The following is a 21,851-nucleotide window of genomic DNA, read 5'->3' as shown; positions in this document are numbered from 1 at the left end:
GCCGCGGCGGGCACACTGAGGGCGTACGCCACAGGAGTTGCCATGTCACGTTACGCCCCCCGCATCCACACCGATCCGGCCGCCATCGCGGCCTTGGAAGCGCTGCTGCCGCAGCTGCATGGCCAGACCCAGGTCGAGCTCACGCTTGATGACGGCAGCCGCCTGTTGGGCACCGTGGCAGTGCAGCCGACGCTGCAGCAGTACCGCGATGCCGACGAACATGAAGGCAGCAACGGCCAGTTGCGATTGGACGATCTGGATACGCCGGTCCAGCAGCACCTCATCTGGCTCGATCAGATCAGGGCCATCCGGCAGCTGCCCTACCGCGAGTGATCGCGGCGGGCAGCGCCTCGGCGTCGGCTCAGTGGGTGAATTCGCTGGGCTCGGCTTCGAAGCGACGCGCGTAGGCTCGCTCATCGGCGATCCGCGCCACCTCTTCATCGGCCATGTCCGGCGCCCCATAGACCGCATAGGCCACGTTGCCATCGGAGGTCTTCCCGATCTGGTGCAGGCGGTAGCGCGAATGGCCGCCGCCGGTGTCTTCGGGGTAATGCACCGGTGGTTGGCTGCCCTCCATGTCCATTTCGCTGTTGTCGACTACGCCACCGACGAACAATGCACGCATGAGCCATCTCCACGGGAAGTGAGGCTCCACCCTGCCGGTTTGGATGTTGTCAGGGCATCAACAGGACGTTGAATAAACGCAAATCCGGGTCCGGCGGGGCGAACCGGTAGAATGGCGGCCTCTTTTCAAGATGTGCCCCCGCATGGCTGCCCAGCACGACGCTCCCCTGGAAACCCTGTTCCTGCCCTTCGCCAGTGGCGCACTGTCCTGGCCGGCCGGCCCCGTGCTGTTCCTGCGCGCCCGCGACGGCGCGCCGCTGCGCGAGCACGCCCAGCCGGCCCAGCTGGTCTGCGAGCAGAGCTTCCGCCCGTTCGCCGATGCGCTGGAAGCCAGTGGCTGGACCGTACGCGACGAGCAGCAGCTGGCCAGCGACGCCACCCGCTACGCCGTGGTGCTGGTCCTGCCGCCGCGCCAGCGCGAGGAGGCCAAGGCCCTGTTCGCCCGTGCGCTGGCGCTGGCCGCGCCCGGCGGCATCGTGGTGGCCTGCCAGCACAACAACGAAGGTGCCCGCTCCGGCGAAGGCGACCTGCAGCAGTTGGCCGGCCTGGGCGGCAAGCTGACCAAGAACCACTGCCGCGCCTACTGGACCGCGCCGCTCAATGGCCAGCACGACGCCGCGCTGGCGCAGCGCTGGGCGTCGCTGGACGCGCCGCGCGCGATCCTGGGCGGCCGCTTCCAGAGCCGCCCCGGCATCTTCGCCTGGGACCGCATCGACCCGGCCTCGGCGCTGCTGGTGGAGCAGCTGCCGGCCGACCTGGCCGGCCGTGGCGCTGACCTGGGGGCCGGCTTCGGCTACCTCTCCGCTGAAGTGCTGGCCCGCTGCCCGAACGTGAGCGCGCTGGACCTGTACGAGGCCGAAGGCCGCGCCCTGGCCCTGGCCCGCGAGAACCTTGCCGCGCTGGGCAAGCCGGCGGCGCTGGGCTTCCACTGGCAGGACGTCACCGCCGGGATCGAGGGCGAGTACGACTTCATCGTGACCAACCCGCCGTTCCACACGCCCTCGCGCGCCGACCGTCCCGACATCGGCCAGCGTTTCATCGCCGTGGCCGCGCAGGCGCTGCGCCCGGGCGGGCGGATGTGGCTGGTGGCCAACCGCCATCTGCCGTACGAGCAGATCCTCAACGAAAGCTTCGGCCAGGTCCGCGTGGCCGCCGAGCGCGATGGCTTCAAGCTGATCGAAGCGACCAAGGCGAGCAAGGGCGCGACCCCGGCCCGTGCCCCGCGCAGCACCGAGCCGAAGTGGGGCCGCGGAGGCCGCGCATGAAGCTGGTCAAGCTGTTGGCCAACCTGGGCTATGGCAGCCGCAAGCAGGTGCAGGGGATGTTCCGCGCTGGCCTGATCACCGATGCCGACGGCGAGGTGCTGTACGCCGACGACGCGGTCGCGCATGAGGCGATCCGGGTCGAGGGCGAGCCGCTGGATCCGCCGCAGGGGCTGACCCTGATGCTGCACAAGCCGCGCGGTTACACCTGTTCCACCAAGGACAAAGGCCGGCTGATCTACGACCTGCTGCCGCCGCGTTACCGCGAGCGTGCGCCGGTGCTGTCCTCGGTGGGCCGCCTGGACCGCGACACCAGCGGCCTGCTGCTGATGACCGATGACGGCGCGCTGCTGCACCGGATCGTGTCGCCGAAGTCGCGCCTGGACAAGGCCTACGAGGTCACCCTGGCCGAGGACCTGCGCGGCGATGAAACCGCGCGTTTCGCCAGCGGCGGGCTGCTGCTGGAATCGGACGACAAGCCGTTGCTGCCGGCCGAGCTGCACGTGAACGGCCCGCGCCAGGCGCAGCTGGTCCTGCACGAGGGCCGCTACCACCAGGCGCGCCGGATGTTCGCGGCGGTCGGCAACCACGTCGAGGCGCTGCACCGCAGCCGCATCGGCGGGCTCTCGCTGGGCGATCTGCCGGAAGGCGAGTGGCGCACGCTGGACGCGGCCGATCTCGAGACACTGTTCAACGTCCCATGAGTGCTTTCGCCGCGCTGCCGTTCCTGCCCGACGCCGTCATCTTCGACATGGACGGCCTGATGATCGACAGCGAGCGGGTCTCGATCGCGTGCTGGTCGCAGGCGGCGCAGGAACTGGCGCTGCCGTTCCCGGAGGGGTTCTGGCTGCGCATGGTGGGCCTGGGTGACCGCGACTGCGAGCGCCTGCTGCTGCAGACGGTGAATGCCGAGCAGGTCGCTGCGCTGTTCGCGCGCTGCCATGACCTGTATGAAGCGCGCACGCAGCAGGGCCTGCCGCTGCGCCCGGGCATCCTGGAGATCCTGCAGCTGCTGCACGATCACGGTGTGCCGCGCGCGGTCGCAACCTCCACGCGCCAGCCGCGCGCCTCGCGCAAGCTGGCCGCCGCCGGCCTGCTGCCGTTCTTCGAGGTGGTGGTGACCAGCAGTGACGTGTCGCGTCCCAAGCCGGCGCCGGACATCTACCTGCTCGCGGCGCAGAAGCTGGGCAAGGACCCGGCGCGCTGCCTGGCGCTGGAAGATTCCCCGGCCGGCATCCGCGCGGCGGTGGGTGCGGGCATGACCGCGATCCAGGTGCCGGACCTGGTGCACCCGGATGAGGAACTGCGTGCACTGGGCCATCGCATCGTGGGTTCGCTGCTGGATGCGCGGGCGTTGTTGATGCCGTTGTTGCCTCCTCCTTGAGTTTGCCCAACGGCCTGCCAGCGGCAGCGGGGCTCGGCTCGCCGATACACCGGCATAAAAAAGCCCGGCACATGGCCGGGCTTTTTCGTGTACGTCGCCGCTGCAATCAGATGCGGCTGAACACCAGCGCTGCGTTCGTGCCACCAAAGCCGAAGCTGTTGGACATCACGGTGTTCAGCTGTGCCGGCTGCGTCTCGCGCACGATCGGGAAGCCTTCCACCAGCGGGTCCAGCTCGCCGATGTTGGCCGAGCCGGCGATGAAGCCGTCACGCATCATCAGCAGGCAGTAGATCGCTTCGTGCACGCTTGCCGCGCCCAGCGAGTGGCCGGACAGCGCCTTGGTCGAGGACAGCGGCGGGATGGTCTCGCCGAACACTTCACGGACCGCCTTCAGCTCGGTGACATCGCCCAGCGGGGTCGAGGTGCCGTGCGTGTTGAGGTAGTCGATCGGGCCGGTGAGGTGCTCCATCGCCATGTTCATGCAGCGCACCGCGCCTTCACCGGACGGGGCGACCATGTCGGCACCGTCGGAGGTGACGCCGTAGCCGACCAGTTCGGCGTAGATGCGCGCGCCACGGGCCACGGCGTGGTCGTAGTCTTCCAGCACCAGCATGCCGCCGCCACCGGCGATGACGAAGCCGTCGCGGTCCTTGTCGTACGGGCGCGACGCCGAGGCCGGGGTCTCGTTGAAACGGGTCGACAGCGCGCCCATCGCATCGAACATCACGCTCATCGACCAGTGCAGGTCTTCACCACCACCGGCAAACATCACGTCCTGTGCGCCGTGGCGGATCAGGTCGGCGGCGGCGCCGATGCAGTGCGCCGAGGTAGCGCAGGCGGCCGACAGCGAGTAGCTCAGGCCCTTGATCTGGAACGCGGTGGCCAGGCAGGCCGACACGGTGGAGCACATCGTGCGCGGCACCATGTACGGGCCGACCTTGCGCACGCCACGGGCGCGCAGGATATCGGCCGATTCCACCTGCCACTGGCTGGAGCCGCCACCGGAGCCGGCGATCAGGCCGGTACGCGGGTTGGCGACCTGCGCCTCGTCCAGGCCGGCATCGGCGATGGCGTCGCGCATGGCGATGTAGGCATAGGCCGAGGCATCGCTCATGAAGCGCTTCACCTTGCGGTCGATCTGCGCATCCAGGTCCAGTTCGATGTTGCCGCCGACGTGGCTGCGCAGGCCGGCTTCGGCGTGGTCCGGCAGGTGGCGGATGCCGGCGCGGCCTTCACGCAGTGCCGAGGACACGGTGTCCAGATCGTTGCCCAGGCACGAGGTGATGCCCATTCCGGTAATGACGACGCGACGCATCAGAAGTTCTCAGTGGAAGTGAACAGACCTACACGCAGGTCTTTGGCAGCGTAGATTTCGCGGCCATCGACGAGCATGCGGGCGTCGGACTGGGCCATCACCAGCTTGCGGTTGATGACGCGCGAGATATCGATTTCGTAAGTGACCAGCTTGGCGTTCGGCAGCACCTGCCCGGTGAACTTCACTTCACCGCAACCCAGGGCGCGGCCACGGCCGGGCGCACCGATCCAGGTCAGGAAGAAGCCGGTCAGCTGCCACATGGCATCCAGGCCGAGGCAGCCGGGCATGACCGGGTCGCCGAGGAAATGGCAGTCGAAGAACCACAGGTCAGGGCGGATATCCAGTTCGGCGCGTACCATGCCTTTGCCGTGTGGGCCGCCGTCCTCGCGGATATCGGTGATGCGATCGAACATCAGCATCGGATCATTGGGCAGGCGACCGCTGCCCGGGCCGAACAGTTCACCGCGGGCGCTGGCCAGCAGCTGGTCGCGCGAGAACGCGTTGAGACGAGTCATGGAAAACGCAATCCTGAAGAAGTTGTCGTCGGGGTGAGCCGACCACAGGTCGACTGCTCTTGCATGAAGCAAGTGCTCAAGAGTGCATGAGAAAAAGTGATTCAATCAAACGTTTTAACCGTACGCCGCCGTAGTGTTTTCAGGTTCAAAAACGCATGTTGTTGTTATCCAACAACCATACTGCGGCGTGTGGCTGTAATCTTGTTCATCTGAATCCGAGTGCCCACGCCCGTGTCCCGCCCCCGCAAGATCATTCACGTCGACATGGATGCGTTTTACGCGTCCGTGGAGCAGCGCGACGATCCCTCGTTGCGGGGCAAACCGGTGGTGGTGGCGTGGCGCGGCATGCGCTCGGTGGTGTGCGCGGCCTCCTACGAAGCGCGCGTGTTCGGGGTGCGTTCGGCGATGCCCGCGGTGCGCGCGGAGCGGCTGTGTCCGGATGCGGTGTTCGTGCCCCCGGATTTCGTCCGTTACAAGGCGGTGTCCCGCCAGGTGCGCGAGATTTTCCTGCGGCATACGGAGCTGGTGGAACCGCTCTCGCTGGATGAGGCGTATCTGGATGTGACCGAGCACAAGGGCGGCATGACGGTGGCGACGGAGATTGCACAGATCATCCGCGCGCAGATCCGCGAGGAGACGCAGCTGACGGCGTCGGCGGGGATCGCGCCGAACAAGTTCCTGGCCAAGATCGCCTCGGATTGGCGCAAGCCGGATGGGCAGTTCGTGGTGCCGCCGCATCGCATCGAGCAGTTCCTGACGCCGTTGCCGGTGAACCGCGTGCCAGGCGTGGGCAAGGTGATGGCGGCCAAGCTGGCCGAGCTGGGCATCGCCACGGTGGGCGATCTGCGTTCGCTGCCGCTGGAGGAACTGGAGGCGCGCTTCGGAACGTTCGGCGGGCGCTTGTTCAATCGTGCGCGCGGCATCGATGAGCGACCGGTGGAGCCGGATCAGCCGGTGCAGTCGATTTCGTCGGAAGACACGTTCGCGGAGGATCTGCTGCTGGAGGATCTGGCGCCGGCGATCGTGCAGTTGGCGGAGAAGACGTGGCAGGCGACGCGCAAGACCGACCGGGTAGGGCATACGGTAGTGCTGAAGTTGAAGACCTCGCAGTTCCGGATCATTACGCGCAGTTTCACGCCGGAGTCGCCGCCGGATTCGATGGAGGAACTGCGGGATATTGCGCTGGGGTTGCGGGCGCGGGTGGAGCTGCCGCTGGAGACGCGGTATCGGTTGGTGGGGGTGGGGTTGGGAGGATTCCGGGAGCGGGAGGTGGTGCGCCAGCCGGGGTTGTTTGATCATCTGGGCGATGTGTAGTTGGTCGTTTTTTTGGCCTTTTTCAAGATCGATATCAGCGTTGACCCCAACGCTAACGCTAACGCCAACGTCAACGGCGGATGCGCTGGTGTTCGGGTGATGAGGGTTTGGGACGACGCGGGTGGGGTAGCGGGACCCGCTGCAAGTACGTCCCTGTAAGCTCGTGTGTTGCCATCCATGGCAACACACGGTCCCGATACCCCACCCGCGCCGTCCCTCCGACACTGGGTCGGTGCGCAGAGAGGAAACGCGTCGCGCTTTTCAATGTGCGCAATGACGTTGGGCTTCTACGAATGCGCCCTTACGGCCACTGCATTTCACCCTTGGCTACTTTCGCGCTCAGTTCCAGTGAGCTCTCGCCCGCCAGGGTCGGATAGCGTTTTTTCATCGCGGCAATCAGTGCGTTGGCGTCGTTGCTGCGTGCCGTTTCTTCGTCGAAGGCGCGGATGTAGTCGGCGGTGAAATCCACGGCGCTGATGTCCAGGGCGGCACCCGTTGCGTAGTGGCCCGGGATGACGCGCGTCGGCTTCAGGGCCTTGATGGTGGCCAGGGTCTGCAGCCAGTGCGCGTGCGATTGGGCGCTTTGGGTGTCGGCCATCCAGACGTGCTCGCCGGCGACGATCGGGATGCCGCCGAGGAGGGTGCGCAGGGCGGGGATCCACAGAACGGTGCGGTCCGGGGTGGGACCGGTGAGGCCGATGATCTTGATCGGTTGGCCTTCGAGGGTGAGGGTGTCGCCGTCGAGGGGTTCGGGGATGACGATGCGGGTGGGTTTGCCTGTACCCATCTGCGGGCCCCAGTACGCGAGTTTGGCGGCCTGGGTGGCGTTGATGTGGGCAACGGTTGCGGGGGTGGCGAGGACTTGGGCGTCGGGGAAGGCGTCCTGCAGGGTGGCCAGGCCGAAGTAGTAGTCGGGGTCGCCGTGGCTGATGTAGATCGTGGTCAGCCGTTTGCCGGAGGCGCGGATGCGCTGCACCAGCTGGGCGGCGTCGGATGCGGCGAACTGGGCGTCGACCAGGATGGCGTCGTGGCGGCCGGTGATCAGGGTGGACGCGACCGAGAACAGCGCCTCGTCGCCGGGGTGGTAGGGCTGCACCTGCAGCACGTGGGCTTCGGCGGTGGCCGCAGCGGCGTGGCTGATGGCCGGTGGGCTGACGGCGAGCGCGGTACCGAGCGCCAACGCCAAGGCCAGGGTCGTGCGGGAAACGTTCGGCATTTCAGGAACTCCTGTGCAGCGCAACCCCGGCATCACACCGGGGCGATATGGCCCCGACATGACCCCGGGGCGGGACGGCCCCGGCATCACCCCGGGGCCGGTAGAGCCGACCGTTGGTCGGCTGCTTCACATCGGCGGCCTGGTCAGTACGCAACCGTGGCGATCTGCCGCACGTACTGCGGGGTTTCGATCTCGCTGACGAAGGCGTCGGCGTAGTCGGCGTAGCTGATCCGGCTGTGTCCGTCGGCACCGACCAGGAAATTCTTCGCCTGGCTGCGGAAGCCGCCGCGCTGCGGGCCGGGGCCGATCTCGGCGGCGGGCGAGTAGAAGGTCCAGTCCAGGTCATCGACGGCCTGCAGCTGCTTCAGCGTCTCGCGCGCGGCCAGGGCGACCGGCTTGTAGGCATCCGGGAAGCCCTCGGTGTCCACCAGTTGCACGCCCGGGGCGACTTCCAGGCTACCCGCACCGCCGACCATGATGAAGCGCGGTACGCCGGCCTGGCGGGCTGCCTTGACCAGCGCGGCGCTGGTGGTGGTCACGGTGCTCGGCGCATCACCCGGGCGCGGGCCGAAGGCGCTGGCCAGCACGTCGTGGCCGGCGATCACGGCTGCCAGGGCATCGGTATCGTCCAGCGCGGCGACGGCCAGCTGGGCGCCCTCCAGTTCGGCCGGCAGGTCGGTCTCGCGGCGCACGATGGCGGTGACCTGATGGCCGCGGGCGAGGGCCTGGCGGGTGATTTCACGGCCGATATTGCCGGTGGCACCAACAAGCGCGATTTTCATGGGGCAGGTCCGTTGAGGAAGGAAGGCCAGCGTATGCCTCTGGAATCGAACGAAAAACCGCGTATAACGGCCTAATTTGTTGCACGGATCGATCAAATGGACCGGATGACCGCCATGAACGTGTTCGTCGAGGTCGCCGAGCGCGGCAGCCTGACCGCAGCGGCCGAGGCACTGGAGATGTCGCGGGCGATGGTGACCCGTTATCTGGCCGAGGTGGAGCGCTGGCTGGGCGCGCGGCTGTTGCACCGGACCACGCGCCGGATCAGCCTGACCGGGCCGGGCGAAGCCGCGCTGCTGCGGTTCCGTCAGATGCTGGCGATCGGCGATGAACTGCGCGCTGAGCTGGCCACGGACAACCCCGAGCCGCACGGGCTGCTGCGGGTCACCGCGAGTGTCTCCTTCGGGCAGATCCACCTGGCGGCGGCGGTGGCGGCGTTCGTCAAACGGCATCCGCTCACGCGCGTGGAACTGCTGCTGGTGGATCGGGTGGTGAATCTGGTCGAAGAGCGCGTGGACATCGCGGTGCGCATCTCGCGCGCGATCGATCCGAGTCTGATCGCGCGGCCGTTGGCGCCGTGCCGTTCGGTGCTGTGCGCGGCGCCGTCGTACCTGGCCGAGCACGGCACGCCGACCACCGCCGATGCACTGGCCGCGCACAACTGCCTGACGCACCACTATGTCGGCAAGAGCGTGTGGCACCTGCAACGCGACGGACGGAAGATCGCGGTGGCGGTGGGCGGCAACATCAGTGCCAATGAAGCGTCGCTGCTACTCGAAGCGGTGCGTGCCGGCGCCGGCATCGCGATGTTGCCGACGTACCAGATCGCCCCGTTGCTCCGCAGTGGCGAGCTGATCGAGGTGCTGCCCGATTACGAAGTGGAAGGCTTGGGTATCCACGCGGTATATGCGTCACGCCGGCAGCTGCCGACGATCATGCGCAGCTTCCTGGATTTCCTGGTGGAACGTTTTGCCAGCCCGGCATTCCTGGCGCAGCTGTAAACGCGGCGCTACCCGGGCGTGCATCGGCATCACACACGCACCTCCGTACAATGGCCCTTCCCTGCTGTGGAAGTGAGCATTGCCTTGTCTTACCCGTATCCGTTGGTGGTGTTCGATCTGGATGGCACGCTGGTGGACAGCGCCGCCGATATCGCCGAGGCGTTGAACCGCACGCTGGAGGACTGGCAGTTGCCGCGCGTGCCCGAGGCCACCGTGCTGACCTGGATCGGCGATGGTGTGCGCCGATTGGTGGAGCAGGCATTCGATGCGGCTGGCAGCGCCGTCGAACTGGACAAGGTGATGCCCGGTTTCATGCGGCACTACGAGGCGTGCCTGTTGCGCAGCCCACGTCTGTTTGATGGTGTGACCGACACGTTGGCCGCATTGCGCGAACGCGCGGTGACGCTGGCGATCTGCACCAACAAGCCGTCGGCGCTGGTGGCGCCGTTGCTGCAGCATTTCGGGTTGCAGGATCAGTTCGCGCTGGTGCTGGGCGGAGATTCGCTGCCGGAACGCAAGCCCAGTGGTGTGCCGTTGCGGCATATCGCGGCGCACTTCGAGGTGGCCGTCGAGGCGGCCCTGATGGTGGGCGATTCGATCACCGACTACCGCGCCGCGGTGGATGCGGGCATGCCGGTGGCGCTGGTGCGCTATGGCTATCCGCGCGGGCTGGATCTGGACAATGTCGAGGCAGTGGCCGTGATGGACGATCTGCGGGAATTGTTGGCGCTCTAATACGCGTGTGCCGACCAACGGTCGGCACCTACCAGGTTCAATGGTTGTGCCGACCAATGGTCGGCAGCTGCTGAGGGCGGGACGGCAGCGGTGCCGCCGTCCCGTGCGCTTATTTCGGCTGGTAACGCACGCTCAGGCGGTACTCGCGGCCCGGCTGGTTGTACCAGGCAACGGTTTCGTAATCGCGGTCGAACACATTGCTGACGCGGCCCAGCACCGACCAGTCGCGGCTCAGCGCGTATTCCAGGCGCAGATCCACGGTGCCATAGCCACCCAGGCGCACGGTGTTGGCCGCATCGTCGTAACGCTTGCCGGCGCCGTTGGCGGTGAGGCCGGCACGGAAGTCACCGAAGCGGCGATCCACGTCCAGGCGCGCGGTGTTCTGGGCGCGGCGGGCCAGCCAGTTGTCGAACTGCGGGCTGCCGTCGGTGCGGTTGCGCGGGTCGGTGTGGCTGAGCTGTGCATTGAGGTCGAACCCGGCCACGGTGATCGCACCGGTCAGTTCGGCGCCGCGGATGCGGGCCTTCTCGACCTGCGACATCATGAAGGTCGTCGCGTCGTACGTGATCAGATCATCGATGCGCGTTTCGTACACGTCCAGGCCCCAGCGCCAGCCGTCGCCCTGCTGGGCAATGCCGACGTTCGCGCTCTTGGATTTTTCCGGGTCCAGGGTCGGCACGCCGCTCCACGGGTCGTAGAGGTCGCTGAAGGTCGGGGCCTTGAACGCCGTGCCGTAGCTGGCGTTGAGGCGGAACCCGCTGCCCAGCTCCAGGCCCCAGCCGAGGCTGCCGGTGGTGTGGTTGCCGAACTGCTCGTTGTCGTCGTTGCGCACGCTGGCCTGCAGGTGGTGCGCGCCGAAGCGGCCCTGGTACTGCACGAACACGCCGGTGTTGTCGCGGCTGTCGACCAGATAGCCGGCGCTGCTGCCGTCCAGGTTGTCCTGGCTCCAGTCCACGCCGGCGCTCAGCAGCTGGCCATCGGCGATGCCGATATCGGCCTGCACCGAGGCGCTGTCGCGGTGGGTCTGCGCGTTGCCCAGCCAGGTATCACCGTTGAAGTTGTCCGATTCGTTGTCGGCACGGCCGACATTGACGGTCAGGTTGAAGCGCGCGCTGGGGGTGTAGCGCAGCTTGCCACCGAGCACCTGCTGCAGGGTCTCGGAGTAGTTGTAGTAGCCGTCGTAGTGGTTCTCGCCTTCGGCGCGCAGCGCGGTGCCTTCCAGGCTCAGCGTATCGGTCAGCGCATAGCCGCCGCGCAGGCTCATCGACAGGTTGCGGTAGCCATCGCGGTCGGGCTCATTGGCGCCACAGCCGGCGAACGGCGAGACGGAGCCGCGGCAGGCGTTGATGCCGTCGGTGTGCTGGTAGGCGATGTCGGTGCCGAACCAGCCACGCTCGCCACTGCCACCGAAGCCACCGCTGGCCTCGCGCAGGCCGTTGCTGCCGCCGCCGAGCTGCAGGTGCGGGGCGAACTGGCCGGCATTGCGGCGGGTGAAGATCTGGATCACGCCACCGATCGCGTCGGCACCATACAGGCTGGACTGCGGGCCACGCACGATCTCGATGCGCTCGATCTGCGCCAGCGGCAGGTCCTGGATCATGGCCAGGCCGAGGTCACCGGTGTTGATGCGCACGCCGTCGATCAGCACCAGGGTGTGGGCCGAGTTGGTGCCGCGCAGGAACAGCGAGCTCTGCTTGCCCAGGCCACCGCTGTTGTTGAGGTTGATGCCGGCCCGGCCGCGCAGCAGGTCCTGCAGCGACGGTGCCTGGCTGCGCTCGATCTCGGCGCGGTCGATCACCTGGGCCGGCGAGATGCTGTCCTGCAGGGCGATCGGGGTGCGGGTGGCGGTGACCAGTACCTGGTCCAGCGCGGTCGCCTCGTCCTGGGCCGACGCCAGCAGGGGCAGGGCCGACAACACGGCCAGGGAAAGGACTTGGATCTGCAGCTTCATCGATGACTCCATGCACCGCGCACGCCCGCGCGGCAAGGGGTGGGGATGATCGCGCTGCAGGGATGGATCGACGGTGGGCGGACGCGCACGGCGCCGCTTGCCGCCGCCATGCCCGCCGCATCGCAACCAGTCGTCTTCCAGGCCGGTCTCCGGGCTTGCGGGTCGATGGCGGTGCCATCGTGCCAGGCGCCTTCCCATGCCGGAGCACAGTGGCGTGTTGCCTGGTGTTTCCTCGCTTACCGTTGCGGGGGCAGCGCCGGAGTGGCGGCGGGGCACGAGGCCTGACGCGTCACCGGCTTCCCGTTTCAACCCGGCGGCATTGCAGCCCCGGGTCACCTGAAAGTGGGCGCAGTCTAAGCCATCGGCCGGGCCGGTGGAGCGCACCGGTTAGAATGCGCCTCGCTTTTTCGATGTGATCTCCATGACCCCGACGTGGTTGCAGCACCCTGGTACCGACGCCCGTGACCCTCACCGGCCGGCCGCAGCGGGCAGCAGAGGGGGCCCGGCATGATCCTCGACCTGATCCGCCACGCCAGCACCGGCCGCGACGACCATCTCGATGGCCGTACCGATCCACCGCTGCATGAGGGCGCCACCGATGCGCTGTGCGCGCGCTACGCGGCGCTGTCCTGGGAGCGCGTGCTGTGCTCGCCACGGCAGCGCGCCGTGCGCACGGCCGAAGCGCTGGCGGCCCCGCTCGGGCGGGGGGTGGACACTGACGAGGAATGGGAAGAGCTGGATTTCGGCGACTGGGATGGGGCCGCGCTGGAGGCGCTGCCGATGGACGCGCTGTCGGCGTTCCATCTGGACCCGCACGCCAACCCGCCGCCGCACGGCGAAAGCTGGGGCCACTTCGAGCGCCGCATTGCGCGTGGGCTGCATCGGCTGCTGGATGATCCAGACCCGGTGCCGACCCTGATCGTCAGTCATGGCGGGCCGCTGCGCATGGTGCTGTCGCAGGTCTGCGGATTGCCGATGGCGATGTGCTGGGCGCTGCGCATCGACCACGGCACGCGGCTGCGGCTGCGCGTGGAGCGCGAAGACGATCAACTCTGGGGCGAGCTGCTGGAACTGCAGCAGGTATGAAGCGCGCAGGACCGACGATGCGTCGGTCCGTGCGGATCAGCGAGGCTCGTCGTCGCTCTCGAACGGCGGTGCGTCATCGCCCTCATCATCGCGATGCTCGACCGTGCGGTCGTAGACCGGGCCGGACGCGGGCGGCGCCTTCTTCAGCGGCTGCTCGGCGATGATGGCCTCGTACTCGGCCACCAGCACGGTGCGGCGTGCTTCCGGCAGTTCCTGCCAGTGGCAGTCCTGCAGCGCGCCTTCCAGCGAATAGAGCAGGTTCAGGCTCGGTTTGAAGCCGGCACGGCGCACCTTGACGAAGGCACCCACGGCGCCGACCGCCACCAGGTCTTCCGGCGTACGCAGACCGACCTGGCGCAGCCATGCTGCGCTCTTCGGGCCGATGTTGCGCAGCTTGGCGCCACTCATCCCAGGGCCTCGACGAACACGGCGGCGATCGCTTCAAGGCCGGCCTGGTCCTCGGCGTCGAAGCGCGCCAGCGAGGGACTGTCCAGATCGAATACACCGACCAGGTTGCCGTTGTGGACCAGCGGCACCACCAGCTCCGAGCGCGAGGCCGAGTCGCAGGCGATGTGGCCCGGGAAAGCGTCCACGTCTTCGATGCGCTGGGTAACCCGCTGCGAGGCGGCGGCGCCACACACGCCCTTGTCGAGCGGAATGCGCACGCAGGCGGGCAGGCCCTGGAACGGGCCGACGACCAGCTCCTTGCCATCGAAGAAGTAGAAGCCGACCCAGTTCAGGTGCGGCAGGGCGTGGTAGACCAGCGCCGACAGGTTGGCCGCATTGGCGATGCGGTCGCGCTCGCCATGCACCAGGGCACGGGCCTGGGCCAGCAGCTGGCCGTACTGTTCCGGCTTGCTGCCGGTAAGCGTGGAGGTATCGAACATGGCCGCAGTCTACCAAGCCGCACGCCCGCCTGCGCCGGGGCCGGCGGAACGCAGCAGACCGCACCGCGGCGTTGCCGGGACGGCGGATAATGACGCGTTTCCAGCCCTGGTCGTCTTTCATGTCCCTGCCTGCGCCGTTGCCCGCCGCTTTGTTCGTCACCGGTACCGATACCGGCATCGGCAAGACCTTCAGCAGCTGCGTGCTGCTGCATGCCCTGCGCCGGCATGGCGGCACGGCCGTGGGCATGAAGCCGGTCGCCAGCGGCTGTGAGCGCACCCCGCAGGGCCTGCGCAACGAGGACGCCACCGCCCTGCTGGCCGCCAGCGTGCCGACGCCCGGGTACGACGACCTGAACCCCTTTGCGCTGGAGCAGCCGCTCGCGCCGGAGATCGCCGCGGCAGAAGCGGGCGTGCAACTGTCGCTGGCGCCGATCGAAGCTGCCTTCGCGCGCCTGCGTGCCAGCGCGGACACGGTGGTGGTGGAGGGCGTCGGCGGCTGGCTGGCGCCGCTGTCGGCCACGCTGGACCAGAGTGATCTGGTGCAGGCGCTGAAGCTGCCGGTGGTGATGGTGGTCGGGCTGCGGCTGGGTTGCCTCAACCACGCACGGCTGACCGCCGAGGCGATCGCGGCCCGCGGCGCGCACTGCATCGGTTGGATCGCCAACGAGGTGGACCCGGCGATGGCGCGCCGCGATGAGAATGTCGCGTTGCTCAAGGCGCGGTTGCCGATGCCGTGCTGGGGCCGCCTGCCGTATGCGCCGGGTGCGGATCCGGCGAGCCTGGCAGACCGCCTGGTGTTCTGAGCGTCAGCCCGCCGCGCGCGCCTGCAGCGCGTTGGCAAGCCGGCCGACGGTGGCGATGGCACCGACGAAGCGCGCATCCAGTTCCTGGCAGCACGACAGGCGCAGGCAATGCCGGTATCGCGCACCGCGTGAGTACACCTGGCCGGGCATGAACACCACGCCTTCGGCCAGCGCTTGCTCGAACAGGTCCCCGGCATCGATCGCCGCGGGCAGTTCCACCCACAGCAGGAAGCCACCGGTCGGCTGGGTGGCCGAGGTGCCGGGCGGAAAATGCTGGGCGATCAGCCCACGCACGTGGCTCACCTGGTCGCTGTAGAGCCGGCGCAGCCCACGCAGGTGGTGTTCGTAGTTTCCGGCCTCCAGGAATGCCGCCACCGCATCGCCGAGCAGGCGTGATTCGGCGCCGGAGGAATGGAATTTCAGCAGCTGGATATCGGCAGCGAAGCGACCCCCGTCGAGCCAGCCGATCCGGTAATCCGGCGCCAGCGTCTTGGAGAAACCACTGCAGACCATGATCCAGCCATCGCGATCGAAGCTCTTGGCCAGCGGTTCCAGCGGCTCCTTGAACTGCAGCTCGGCGTAGACCGCATCTTCGATCAGCGGCACCTGGTAGTGGTTCACCAGTGCGGCCAGGCGCTGCTTGTTCGGCACCGGCATGCTGCCGCCGAGCGGATTGTGCACGGTCGGCATGGCCATGATCGCGGCGATGCCACCGGCGGCGAGCAGGGCTTCCAGCGCATCCAGATCGAGCCCGTCGCGTGGATGGGTCGGCAGCTCGATCGCGCGCAGTCCCAGGCTGCGCAGCAGCGGGTAGATGTTGAAGTACGAGGGCGCTTCGATGGCCACCGCATCGCCGGGTTTTGTCGCCACGCGCAGGGCCAGCTGCAGGGCTTCCATCGCCCCATGGGTCAGCACCAGCCGATCCACCGTGGTGTGCAGCCCCAGCCGCGGCCCACGTTGCACGATCTGCGCCAGCAGCCGCGCGGCGCCGTTCGGGCGGGCGTAGGTCTCCACCGTGGTGGCGGCACGACGCAGCACCTGCGCGGTACTGCGGGCCAGCTGCGCGCCGGGATAGAAGCGCTTGCCGCGCGGGCCGGCGAAGGCCAGATCGACGATGCCCGGCTGCTGCTGCGCGGCCAGCACGCGCGCCATCATCGCCTGCTGGGCGGGTGCGCTCGGCGGCGACGGTGCCTGCCGCAGCGACTGCGTGGGTTCGGGCAGTCGCGGGCTGACCACGAAGCCGGCCTTGGGCCGCGGCAGCACCAGCCCGGCGTCTTCCAGCTGCCGATAGGCCGCGATCACCGTGTTGAGGCTGAGGCTGCGCTGCGTCGCCAGCCCGCGCAGCGAGGGCAGGCGGGCGCCGACCGGCAAGCGTCCGCTGCGGATCGCGTCGGCCATTTCATCGGCCAGGGATTGGTAGAGGTTGGTCGCCATCGGCAGCTGCATCCACGGGATCTGTAACCGTGCGGATGCCAGTCATCTGCATCTGTATCCGCGTCTGGCGCCAGCCTACCATGTGGTCTTGCGACTTCCCCGCGCACGGCAGGTCACTGTGTGCCGTGCGTTTTTTCTCCTTCCAGAGCGCGCTCAGCGGGCCGAAATCGTGGTGCTCACCAGGCGCGGCTGCTCGCGGTACAGCGCCGGGTACTGTTGCTTCAGCGCGACCACCTTGGGCAGGTCGTTGATGCGGATGTACAGCGATTCGGGGTGCAGCGTGAGGTAGTTCTGGTGGTAGCCCTCGGCGGTGAAGAACGGCTTGCCGCCGTCGACCTGGGTGACCACCGGCGCGGCGTAGGTCCTGGCCTGTTGCAGCTGGGCGATGTAGGCACGGGTGGCATCGCGCTGGGCGGCGTCGTCGGCATAGACCGCAGAGCGGTACTGTGTGCCGCGGTCCGGGCCCTGCCGGTTGAGCTGGGTCGGATCGTGCGCCACCGAGAAGAACACCTGCATCAACTGGCCGTAGCTCACCTGCGAGGGGTCGTAGGTCACCTGCACCGCCTCGGCATGGCCGGTACCGCCGCTGCCGACGCGCGGGTAGGTCGCGTTCGCCGCGCTGCCGCCGATGTAACCGGAGAGCGCACTATCCACGCCCTTGGTGTGCTGGAACACGCCCTGCACGCCCCAGAAGCAGCCGCCGGCGAATACCACCTGGGCGCGCTTCACCCCCGGCTGGTGCAGGTCCGCCTTGCCGGTCGGTGCAGGCACGGCCACCGTCGCAGCGGCCGCGGCAGCCTGTGCGGGCCGATCCAGGCCCACCACCACGCTGGCGGTGAGCGCCGCGATGGCAACGGCGATGCCGCCGGCAACGAGTTTGTCGAATGCGATCTTCATGTGATGGCTCCTCAACCAAACGTAAAGGCGTAGGCGCGCACGCCCGGATCGAGGAACTCGATCTCGAAGGTGCGCTCCTGCACGTCGCCGGACTGGCGGATCAGCTGATACAGGCGGTTTTCATCCACGACACCGTCGCCGTCGGCGGAAACATCGCCACCGGCCGCGGGGCCCGGCGCGTGCCCATCGATGCGCACGCGGAACCGCACGGGCTTGCCGTCTTCGCCCGGGGCCAGCACGAGGTGCAGGTCGCGCGCATGGAAGCGGAAGGCGATGCGGCCGCCGCCCGTCTCCAGCCGGGCATCTTCGTTGCCCACGGTCCAACGCCCGGCCAGGGCCCACTGGTTGTGCTGCAGCGTCGCAGGCACGGCGTAGTCGGCGGGTTGATCCTTGCGCTGGCCGCCGGGCGAGGCGAAGTTCTCGGCCCGTGCATGGCCGAGGTAGGTCTCCGGCGATTTGAGGTTGTCCATGTCGGCCTGGCGCGCCACGCCGTCCAGCGTCATGGCCACTGGTGCATCGTCACCGGGCAGCGTGTTGCCGGCCTCGCGCAGCAGCTGGCGGATGATCTGCTCGGACTGCGCGTAGTTGCCCTCACCGAAGTGATGCGCACGGATCCGGCCCTGCGCGTCGATGAAGTAGTGGGCCGGCCAGTACTTGTTGTTGAAGCCGCGCCAGATGGCGAAGTCGTTGTCGATCGCCACCGGGTAGGTGACCTTCAGATCCTTCACCGCGCGCTGCACGTTGGCCAGGTTGCGCTCGAAGGCAAACTCCGGCGCATGCACGCCGATCACCACCAGCCCGTGGTCGCGGTAGCGCTCGGCCCACTCGCGCACGTAGGGCATGGCACGCAGGCAGTTGATGCAGGAGTAGGTCCAGAAATCGACCAGCACCACCTTGCCGCGCAGCGCCTGCGCATCCAACGGCGGGCTGTTGAGCCAGCCGGTCGCACCGGCCAGCGGGGGCAGGGTGCCTTCCACCGGCAGCGGCTGACCGGGGGCACTGGCCGCGCTCGTCATCGCGGCACCGGCAGCAGGCTGCTGTGCCGGCAGCACGTCAAGCAGGCCCTGTTCCAGCTTGGCGGTGCTGACCGTGGAGAGCCGGGTCAGCACGCCGGTATCCCAGCCCATCGCGATGGCGACCACCGCCAGCAATGCGGCGATGCCCAGCCCGCGGCGTACCCACTCCCCCACGCCGAGGCGACGCTTGAGCGCGGCGAACACACGCCCGCCGATCCAGATCGCCAGGGCCAGCGAGGTGGCCGCGCCCAGTGCATAGGCGAGCAGCAGCCCGCTGGTGCCGACACTGGCCCCCTGCAACGCCGCGCCGGTGAGGATCAGGCCGAGGATCGGACCCGCGCACGGTGCCCACAGCAGGCCGGTGGCGATGCCGATCAGCAGCGAGGTGCCAACGCCCCCGCGTCCGGCATCACTGGCCGCATCGGCCGAGGCGCTCAGCCGCGCGCCCAGCCGCTGGAACGGGGACAGCAGGCGGTCGGCCAGCGCCGGCCATAGCAGCGCCAGCGCAAACACCGCCATCACCACCAGCGCGATCCAGCGTCCGATCTGGTTGGCCTGCGCCACCCACTGGCTGCTCACCGCCGCCAGGCTGGCGACCACGGCGAACATCAGCGCCATGCCGATCAGCAGCGGCAGCCCACTGCGCAGGAAAGGGCGGTCGGACCGTGCGAACACGAACGGCAGCACCGGCAGGATGCAGGGGCTGAGGATGGTGAGCACGCCACCGAGGTAGGCCAGCACGAGCAGAAGCATGGAGAGGTCCTTCTATGACGCAGGGAGTGCGGCGCTCAGGCCGCGACGAAATTCATGGCCACGCCGTTCATGCAATAGCGCAATCCGGTCGGGCGCGGGCCGTCATCGAAGACGTGGCCGAGGTGGCCACCGCAACGCCGGCAGTGCGCCTCGACCCGGACCATGCCCAGCGTGATGTCGCGGTCTTCGCCGACGGCATCGTGCAGCGGCGCCCAGAAGCTGGGCCAGCCGGTACCGCTGTCGAACTTGGTGGAGGAGGAGAACAGCGGCAGCGCGCACCCTGCACAGGTGAAGGTGCCGCGCCGGTGTTCCTTGTTGAGGGGGCTGCTGAACGGCCGCTCGGTGCCCTGCCGGCGCAGCACGCTGTACTGGGCCGGGGTGAGCTGCTCGCGCCACTGCGCATCGCTGCGCATGACCTCGAACTGGCGCGCAGGCGCGGCAGGGGCCGCCGGGGCGGGCCTGCTGCAGGCGGTCAGGCCGAACAGACCGGCCGCGGCCGCCATGCCCCCCATTCCAAGCACATTGCGACGTGTGTAGCGCATGGCCGATCTCCGGGTACGGGAACGATGCGGCCATGCTGCGCCCGGCCCGGTCAACGAATCCTCACGCAGGGTTAAATTTTCCGTGACACATTCCGGTCGCGATCCGCCGACAATGCCTCATGCCCTCCCGCCGCCCCCCGAGCCGATGAGCAGCGCCAAGCGTGTCCTGATCGTCGAAGACGATGTCCACATCGCCAACCTGCTGCGCATGCACCTGCGCGATGAGGGCTATGAGGTGACCCATGCCGCCACCGGCGATGAAGGCCTGGCCCTGCTCGAAGCGCAGCCGTGGAGCGCACTGGTGCTGGACCTGATGCTGCCCGGCGTGGACGGCCTGGAGATCTGCAAGCGCGCCCGCGCGATGACGCGCTACACCCCGATCATCATCACCAGTGCCCGCGCTAGCGAAGTGCACCGCATCCTCGGGCTGGAGCTGGGTGCGGATGACTACCTGGCCAAACCGTTCTCGATGCTGGAACTGGTCGCACGCGTGAAAGCACTGCTGCGCCGCGTGGAAGCGATGGCGCAGAACGCGCGCATCGATGCCGGTGAAACCGAGGTGGCCGGGCTGCGCATCGACCCGGTCGCACGCACGGCGCAGGTGGAGGGCAGGCCACTGGAACTGACCCCGCGCGAATTCGACCTGCTCTACTTCTTCGCCCGTCACCCAGGCCAGGTGTATTCGCGCATGGACCTGCTCAACCAGGTCTGGGGCTACCAGCACGACGGCTACGAACACACCGTCAACACCCACATCAACCGGCTGCGCAACAAGATCGAGCGCGATGCGGCCAATCCGCAGCGCATCCAGACGGTTTGGGGACGGGGCTACAAACTGGTCGATGGCAACGAAGGGGGCGGCGCATGATCCGGCTCACGTTGTCGCAGCGCCTGTCCGCGGTGTTCTTCGCGCTGCTGCTGTTGTGCTGTGGCGCGCTGGTGTGGATCCAGATGCGCAGCACCACGGTGCATGAGCAGGAAACCGTACAGCGCCTCTCGCGCGGGCTGGCCGAACACATCGCGCGCAGTGGCGAGTTGATGGATGGCCGTGGCATGCGCAACGGCGAAGTGCGCGCGCTGTTCGGCAAGCTGATGGCGGTCAACCCGAGCGTGGAGGTATACCTGCTCGACGACCAGGGCCGCATCCTCGGCCACGATGCTCCGGACGGTCATCTCAAGCGCAGCCGGGTCGATCTGGCACCGGTAAAGGCGCTGCTGCGCGACGAGCCGCTGCCGATCCTCGGCGATGACCCGCGCAGCGCCACCGGCCGCAAGGTGTTCAACGCGGCGCCGCTGTGGGTGCAGGGGCATCAGGCCGGCTACATCTACGTGGTGCTGGTCGGTGAACAGCGAGAAGCACTGGCGGCCAACATCGCCGCAAACAGTACGCTGCGCACCACGCTGTGGTCGTTGGCGATCGTCGCGGTGGTGGGCCTGCTGGCCGGCCTGGTCGCGTTCCGTTGGGTCACCCGCCCGCTGCGCCAGCTGACCCGGCGCATCCAGTCCTTCGATGTCGATGCCGCCACTCCCGATGCCGCCCCGCCGCCGGCGCCGCTGCGCAGCGGCGAGCGCGATGAACTGGCCATCCTGCAGCACAGCTTTGGTCACATGGCCCAGCGCCTGGGCGAGCAATGGCAACAGTTGCGCCAACAGGACCTGCAGCGGCGCGAGCTGGTGGCCAATATCTCCCACGACCTGCGCACGCCGCTGTCCTCGCTGCACGGGTATCTGGAAACGCTGGCCCTCAAAGACGCCACGCTGGGCGCCGACGAGCGCCAGCGCTATCTCTCGATCGCGCTGTCGCAGAGCCACAAGGTCGGGCGCCTGGCCCAGGCGTTGTTCGAGCTGGCCCGGCTCGAACACGGCGGTGTCGTACTGGACCGCCAGGCGTTCTCGCTGCCGGATCTGATCCAGGATGTGTTCCAGAAATTCGAGCTGGCGGCCGAGTCCCGCCGGCAGACACTCAGCGCCGACATTCCGCCGGGTATTCCGCCGGTGATCGCGGACCTGGCATTGATCGAGCGGGTGCTGACCAACCTGCTCGACAACGCGATCCGCCATACGCCGGAAGGCGGGCGCATCACGGTCACCCTGCGCGCGGCCGATGGCCAGGTGCAGGTCAGCGTGGCCGATACCGGCCCGGGCATTGCCGCCGAACGCCGCGCCACCCTGTTTACCGCGATGCCGGCGTTGAGCAGCCAGCGGCCGGACAGCGGTGGGCTGGGCCTGCTGATCGTGCATCGCATCGTGCAGCTGCACGGGCGTGAGATCCGCCTGCTGGAGAGCCGGGAAGGGGCGTTGTTCGTGTTCTCGTTGCCGGCAGCGCGGTAACAGCG

23 protein-coding genes and 1 riboswitch are annotated in these 21,851 nt (G+C 68.2%); of the genes, 11 read left to right on the top strand and 12 right to left on the bottom strand.

Features of this window, described 5'->3' with window-relative positions; genetic code table 11:
• Nucleotides 1–42 precede the first annotated feature (42 nt).
• Nucleotides 43–333, top strand: coding sequence for a DUF3247 family protein (locus PV764_RS11080; RefSeq protein WP_046272912.1), 291 nt, complete (start codon nucleotides 43–45; stop codon nucleotides 331–333).
• A gap of 28 nt (nucleotides 334–361) precedes the next feature.
• On the opposite strand, the gene PV764_RS11075 is transcribed toward PV764_RS11080, so the two are convergent.
• Nucleotides 362–625 (bottom strand): hypothetical protein, encoded by a 264-nt coding sequence (locus tag PV764_RS11075; protein ID WP_019185760.1) that lies wholly within the window; start codon nucleotides 623–625, stop codon nucleotides 362–364.
• Between the two features lie 142 nt (nucleotides 626–767).
• Between PV764_RS11075 and PV764_RS11070 the strand changes: the two genes are divergently transcribed.
• The 3 genes from PV764_RS11070 to PV764_RS11060 are packed head-to-tail and all read left to right on the top strand — an operon-like array spanning nucleotide 768 to nucleotide 3,270.
• On the top strand, nucleotides 768–1,889 hold the full coding sequence (locus PV764_RS11070) for a class I SAM-dependent methyltransferase (protein WP_261997635.1): 1,122 nt from the start codon (nucleotides 768–770) through the stop codon (nucleotides 1,887–1,889).
• On the top strand, nucleotides 1,886–2,590 hold the full coding sequence (locus PV764_RS11065) for a pseudouridine synthase (protein WP_046272915.1): 705 nt from the start codon (nucleotides 1,886–1,888) through the stop codon (nucleotides 2,588–2,590). The genes PV764_RS11070 and PV764_RS11065 overlap by 4 nt, the downstream gene beginning before the upstream one ends.
• The gene (locus tag PV764_RS11060) at nucleotides 2,587–3,270 is read left to right on the top strand and encodes an HAD family hydrolase (protein ID WP_046272916.1); all 684 of its coding nucleotides are present in this window, start codon (nucleotides 2,587–2,589) and stop codon (nucleotides 3,268–3,270) included. The genes PV764_RS11065 and PV764_RS11060 overlap by 4 nt, the downstream gene beginning before the upstream one ends.
• Nucleotides 3,271–3,376: 106 nt before the next feature.
• On the opposite strand, the gene fabB is transcribed toward PV764_RS11060, so the two are convergent.
• On the bottom strand, nucleotides 3,377–4,585 hold the full coding sequence (fabB, locus tag PV764_RS11055; protein ID WP_019185764.1) for a beta-ketoacyl-ACP synthase I: 1,209 nt from the start codon (nucleotides 4,583–4,585) through the stop codon (nucleotides 3,377–3,379).
• Entirely contained in the window at nucleotides 4,585–5,100 is a 516-nt protein-coding gene (gene fabA / locus PV764_RS11050; protein ID WP_019185765.1) for a 3-hydroxyacyl-[acyl-carrier-protein] dehydratase FabA, read from the bottom strand. The genes fabB and fabA overlap by 1 nt, the downstream gene beginning before the upstream one ends.
• A 231-nt stretch (nucleotides 5,101–5,331) precedes the next feature.
• Here fabA and dinB point away from each other — a divergent pair, with 231 nt between their 5' ends.
• Nucleotides 5,332–6,414: a DNA polymerase IV gene (dinB, locus tag PV764_RS11045; protein WP_284128438.1), complete on the top strand. Its 1,083-nt coding sequence runs from the start codon at nucleotides 5,332–5,334 to the stop codon at nucleotides 6,412–6,414.
• A 301-nt stretch (nucleotides 6,415–6,715) separates the two neighbouring features.
• Here the strand turns inward: dinB and PV764_RS11040 are convergent, their stop codons facing one another.
• Together PV764_RS11040 and PV764_RS11035 are read right to left on the bottom strand one after the other, a co-directional pair.
• On the bottom strand, nucleotides 6,716–7,630 hold the full coding sequence (locus PV764_RS11040) for an MBL fold metallo-hydrolase (RefSeq protein ID WP_421116600.1): 915 nt from the start codon (nucleotides 7,628–7,630) through the stop codon (nucleotides 6,716–6,718).
• Nucleotides 7,631–7,773: 143 nt separating this feature from the next.
• A complete protein-coding gene (locus PV764_RS11035) occupies nucleotides 7,774–8,412 on the bottom strand; it encodes an NAD(P)-dependent oxidoreductase (protein ID WP_019185768.1) in 639 nt (212 codons plus the stop codon).
• Nucleotides 8,413–8,508: 96 nt separating this feature from the next.
• On the opposite strand from PV764_RS11035, the gene PV764_RS11030 reads away from it, so the two are divergent.
• Together PV764_RS11030 and gph are read left to right on the top strand one after the other, a co-directional pair.
• Complete coding sequence (locus PV764_RS11030) at nucleotides 8,509–9,411, top strand: LysR family transcriptional regulator (RefSeq protein ID WP_399618789.1); 903 nt, start codon at nucleotides 8,509–8,511, stop codon at nucleotides 9,409–9,411.
• Nucleotides 9,412–9,495: 84 nt separating this feature from the next.
• Nucleotides 9,496–10,146 (top strand): phosphoglycolate phosphatase, encoded by a 651-nt coding sequence (gene gph, locus PV764_RS11025; RefSeq protein WP_399618786.1) that lies wholly within the window; start codon nucleotides 9,496–9,498, stop codon nucleotides 10,144–10,146.
• A 109-nt stretch (nucleotides 10,147–10,255) separates the two neighbouring features.
• On the opposite strand, the gene btuB is transcribed toward gph, so the two are convergent.
• Nucleotides 10,256–12,097 (bottom strand): TonB-dependent vitamin B12 receptor, encoded by a 1,842-nt coding sequence (btuB, locus tag PV764_RS11020; protein ID WP_070426545.1) that lies wholly within the window; start codon nucleotides 12,095–12,097, stop codon nucleotides 10,256–10,258.
• Between the two features lie 122 nt (nucleotides 12,098–12,219).
• Nucleotides 12,220–12,452: riboswitch (cobalamin riboswitch) on the bottom strand.
• A gap of 152 nt (nucleotides 12,453–12,604) precedes the next feature.
• Between btuB and PV764_RS11015 the strand changes: the two genes are divergently transcribed.
• Nucleotides 12,605–13,183 (top strand): histidine phosphatase family protein, encoded by a 579-nt coding sequence (locus PV764_RS11015; RefSeq protein WP_046273810.1) that lies wholly within the window; start codon nucleotides 12,605–12,607, stop codon nucleotides 13,181–13,183.
• A gap of 36 nt (nucleotides 13,184–13,219) precedes the next feature.
• Here the strand turns inward: PV764_RS11015 and PV764_RS11010 are convergent, their stop codons facing one another.
• Both PV764_RS11010 and PV764_RS11005 read right to left on the bottom strand, forming a co-directional pair.
• Entirely contained in the window at nucleotides 13,220–13,591 is a 372-nt protein-coding gene (locus tag PV764_RS11010) for a TfoX/Sxy family protein (protein WP_046273811.1), read from the bottom strand.
• Nucleotides 13,588–14,070, bottom strand: coding sequence for a GAF domain-containing protein (locus tag PV764_RS11005; protein ID WP_046273812.1), 483 nt, complete (start codon nucleotides 14,068–14,070; stop codon nucleotides 13,588–13,590). The genes PV764_RS11010 and PV764_RS11005 overlap by 4 nt, the downstream gene beginning before the upstream one ends.
• 119 nt (nucleotides 14,071–14,189) lie before the next feature.
• Between PV764_RS11005 and bioD the strand changes: the two genes are divergently transcribed.
• Nucleotides 14,190–14,873, top strand: coding sequence for a dethiobiotin synthase (bioD, locus tag PV764_RS11000; protein WP_046273813.1), 684 nt, complete (start codon nucleotides 14,190–14,192; stop codon nucleotides 14,871–14,873).
• 3 nt (nucleotides 14,874–14,876) lie between these two features.
• Here the strand turns inward: bioD and PV764_RS10995 are convergent, their stop codons facing one another.
• The 4 genes from PV764_RS10995 to msrB all read right to left on the bottom strand — a co-directional run bounded on the left by PV764_RS10995 (nucleotide 14,877) and on the right by msrB (nucleotide 19,515).
• Nucleotides 14,877–16,307 carry a PLP-dependent aminotransferase family protein gene (locus tag PV764_RS10995; protein WP_421116599.1) on the bottom strand — a complete coding sequence of 477 codons (1,431 nt, stop codon included), beginning with the start codon at nucleotides 16,305–16,307 and terminating at the stop codon, nucleotides 14,877–14,879.
• A gap of 153 nt (nucleotides 16,308–16,460) precedes the next feature.
• Nucleotides 16,461–17,204 (bottom strand): peptide-methionine (S)-S-oxide reductase MsrA, encoded by a 744-nt coding sequence (gene msrA, locus PV764_RS10990; RefSeq protein WP_421116598.1) that lies wholly within the window; start codon nucleotides 17,202–17,204, stop codon nucleotides 16,461–16,463.
• Between the two features lie 11 nt (nucleotides 17,205–17,215).
• The gene (locus tag PV764_RS10985; protein WP_421116597.1) at nucleotides 17,216–18,973 is read right to left on the bottom strand and encodes a cytochrome c biogenesis protein DipZ; all 1,758 of its coding nucleotides are present in this window, start codon (nucleotides 18,971–18,973) and stop codon (nucleotides 17,216–17,218) included.
• A 35-nt stretch (nucleotides 18,974–19,008) separates the two neighbouring features.
• Nucleotides 19,009–19,515 (bottom strand): peptide-methionine (R)-S-oxide reductase MsrB, encoded by a 507-nt coding sequence (msrB, locus tag PV764_RS10980; RefSeq protein WP_399618768.1) that lies wholly within the window; start codon nucleotides 19,513–19,515, stop codon nucleotides 19,009–19,011.
• Between the two features lie 145 nt (nucleotides 19,516–19,660).
• Between msrB and PV764_RS10975 the strand changes: the two genes are divergently transcribed.
• Nucleotides 19,661–20,383: a winged helix-turn-helix domain-containing protein gene (locus PV764_RS10975; RefSeq protein ID WP_046273817.1), complete on the top strand. Its 723-nt coding sequence runs from the start codon at nucleotides 19,661–19,663 to the stop codon at nucleotides 20,381–20,383.
• Complete coding sequence (locus PV764_RS10970; protein WP_046273818.1) at nucleotides 20,380–21,846, top strand: sensor histidine kinase; 1,467 nt, start codon at nucleotides 20,380–20,382, stop codon at nucleotides 21,844–21,846. The genes PV764_RS10975 and PV764_RS10970 overlap by 4 nt, the downstream gene beginning before the upstream one ends.
• The last annotated feature ends 5 nt before the right edge of the window (nucleotides 21,847–21,851 follow it).

It is taken from the genome of Stenotrophomonas sp. AS1 (assembly GCF_048957655.1).
In the GTDB taxonomy this organism is placed as follows: domain Bacteria; phylum Pseudomonadota; class Gammaproteobacteria; order Xanthomonadales; family Xanthomonadaceae; genus Stenotrophomonas; species Stenotrophomonas bentonitica_A.
This window is presented reverse-complemented; position numbering and strand designations above follow the sequence as displayed.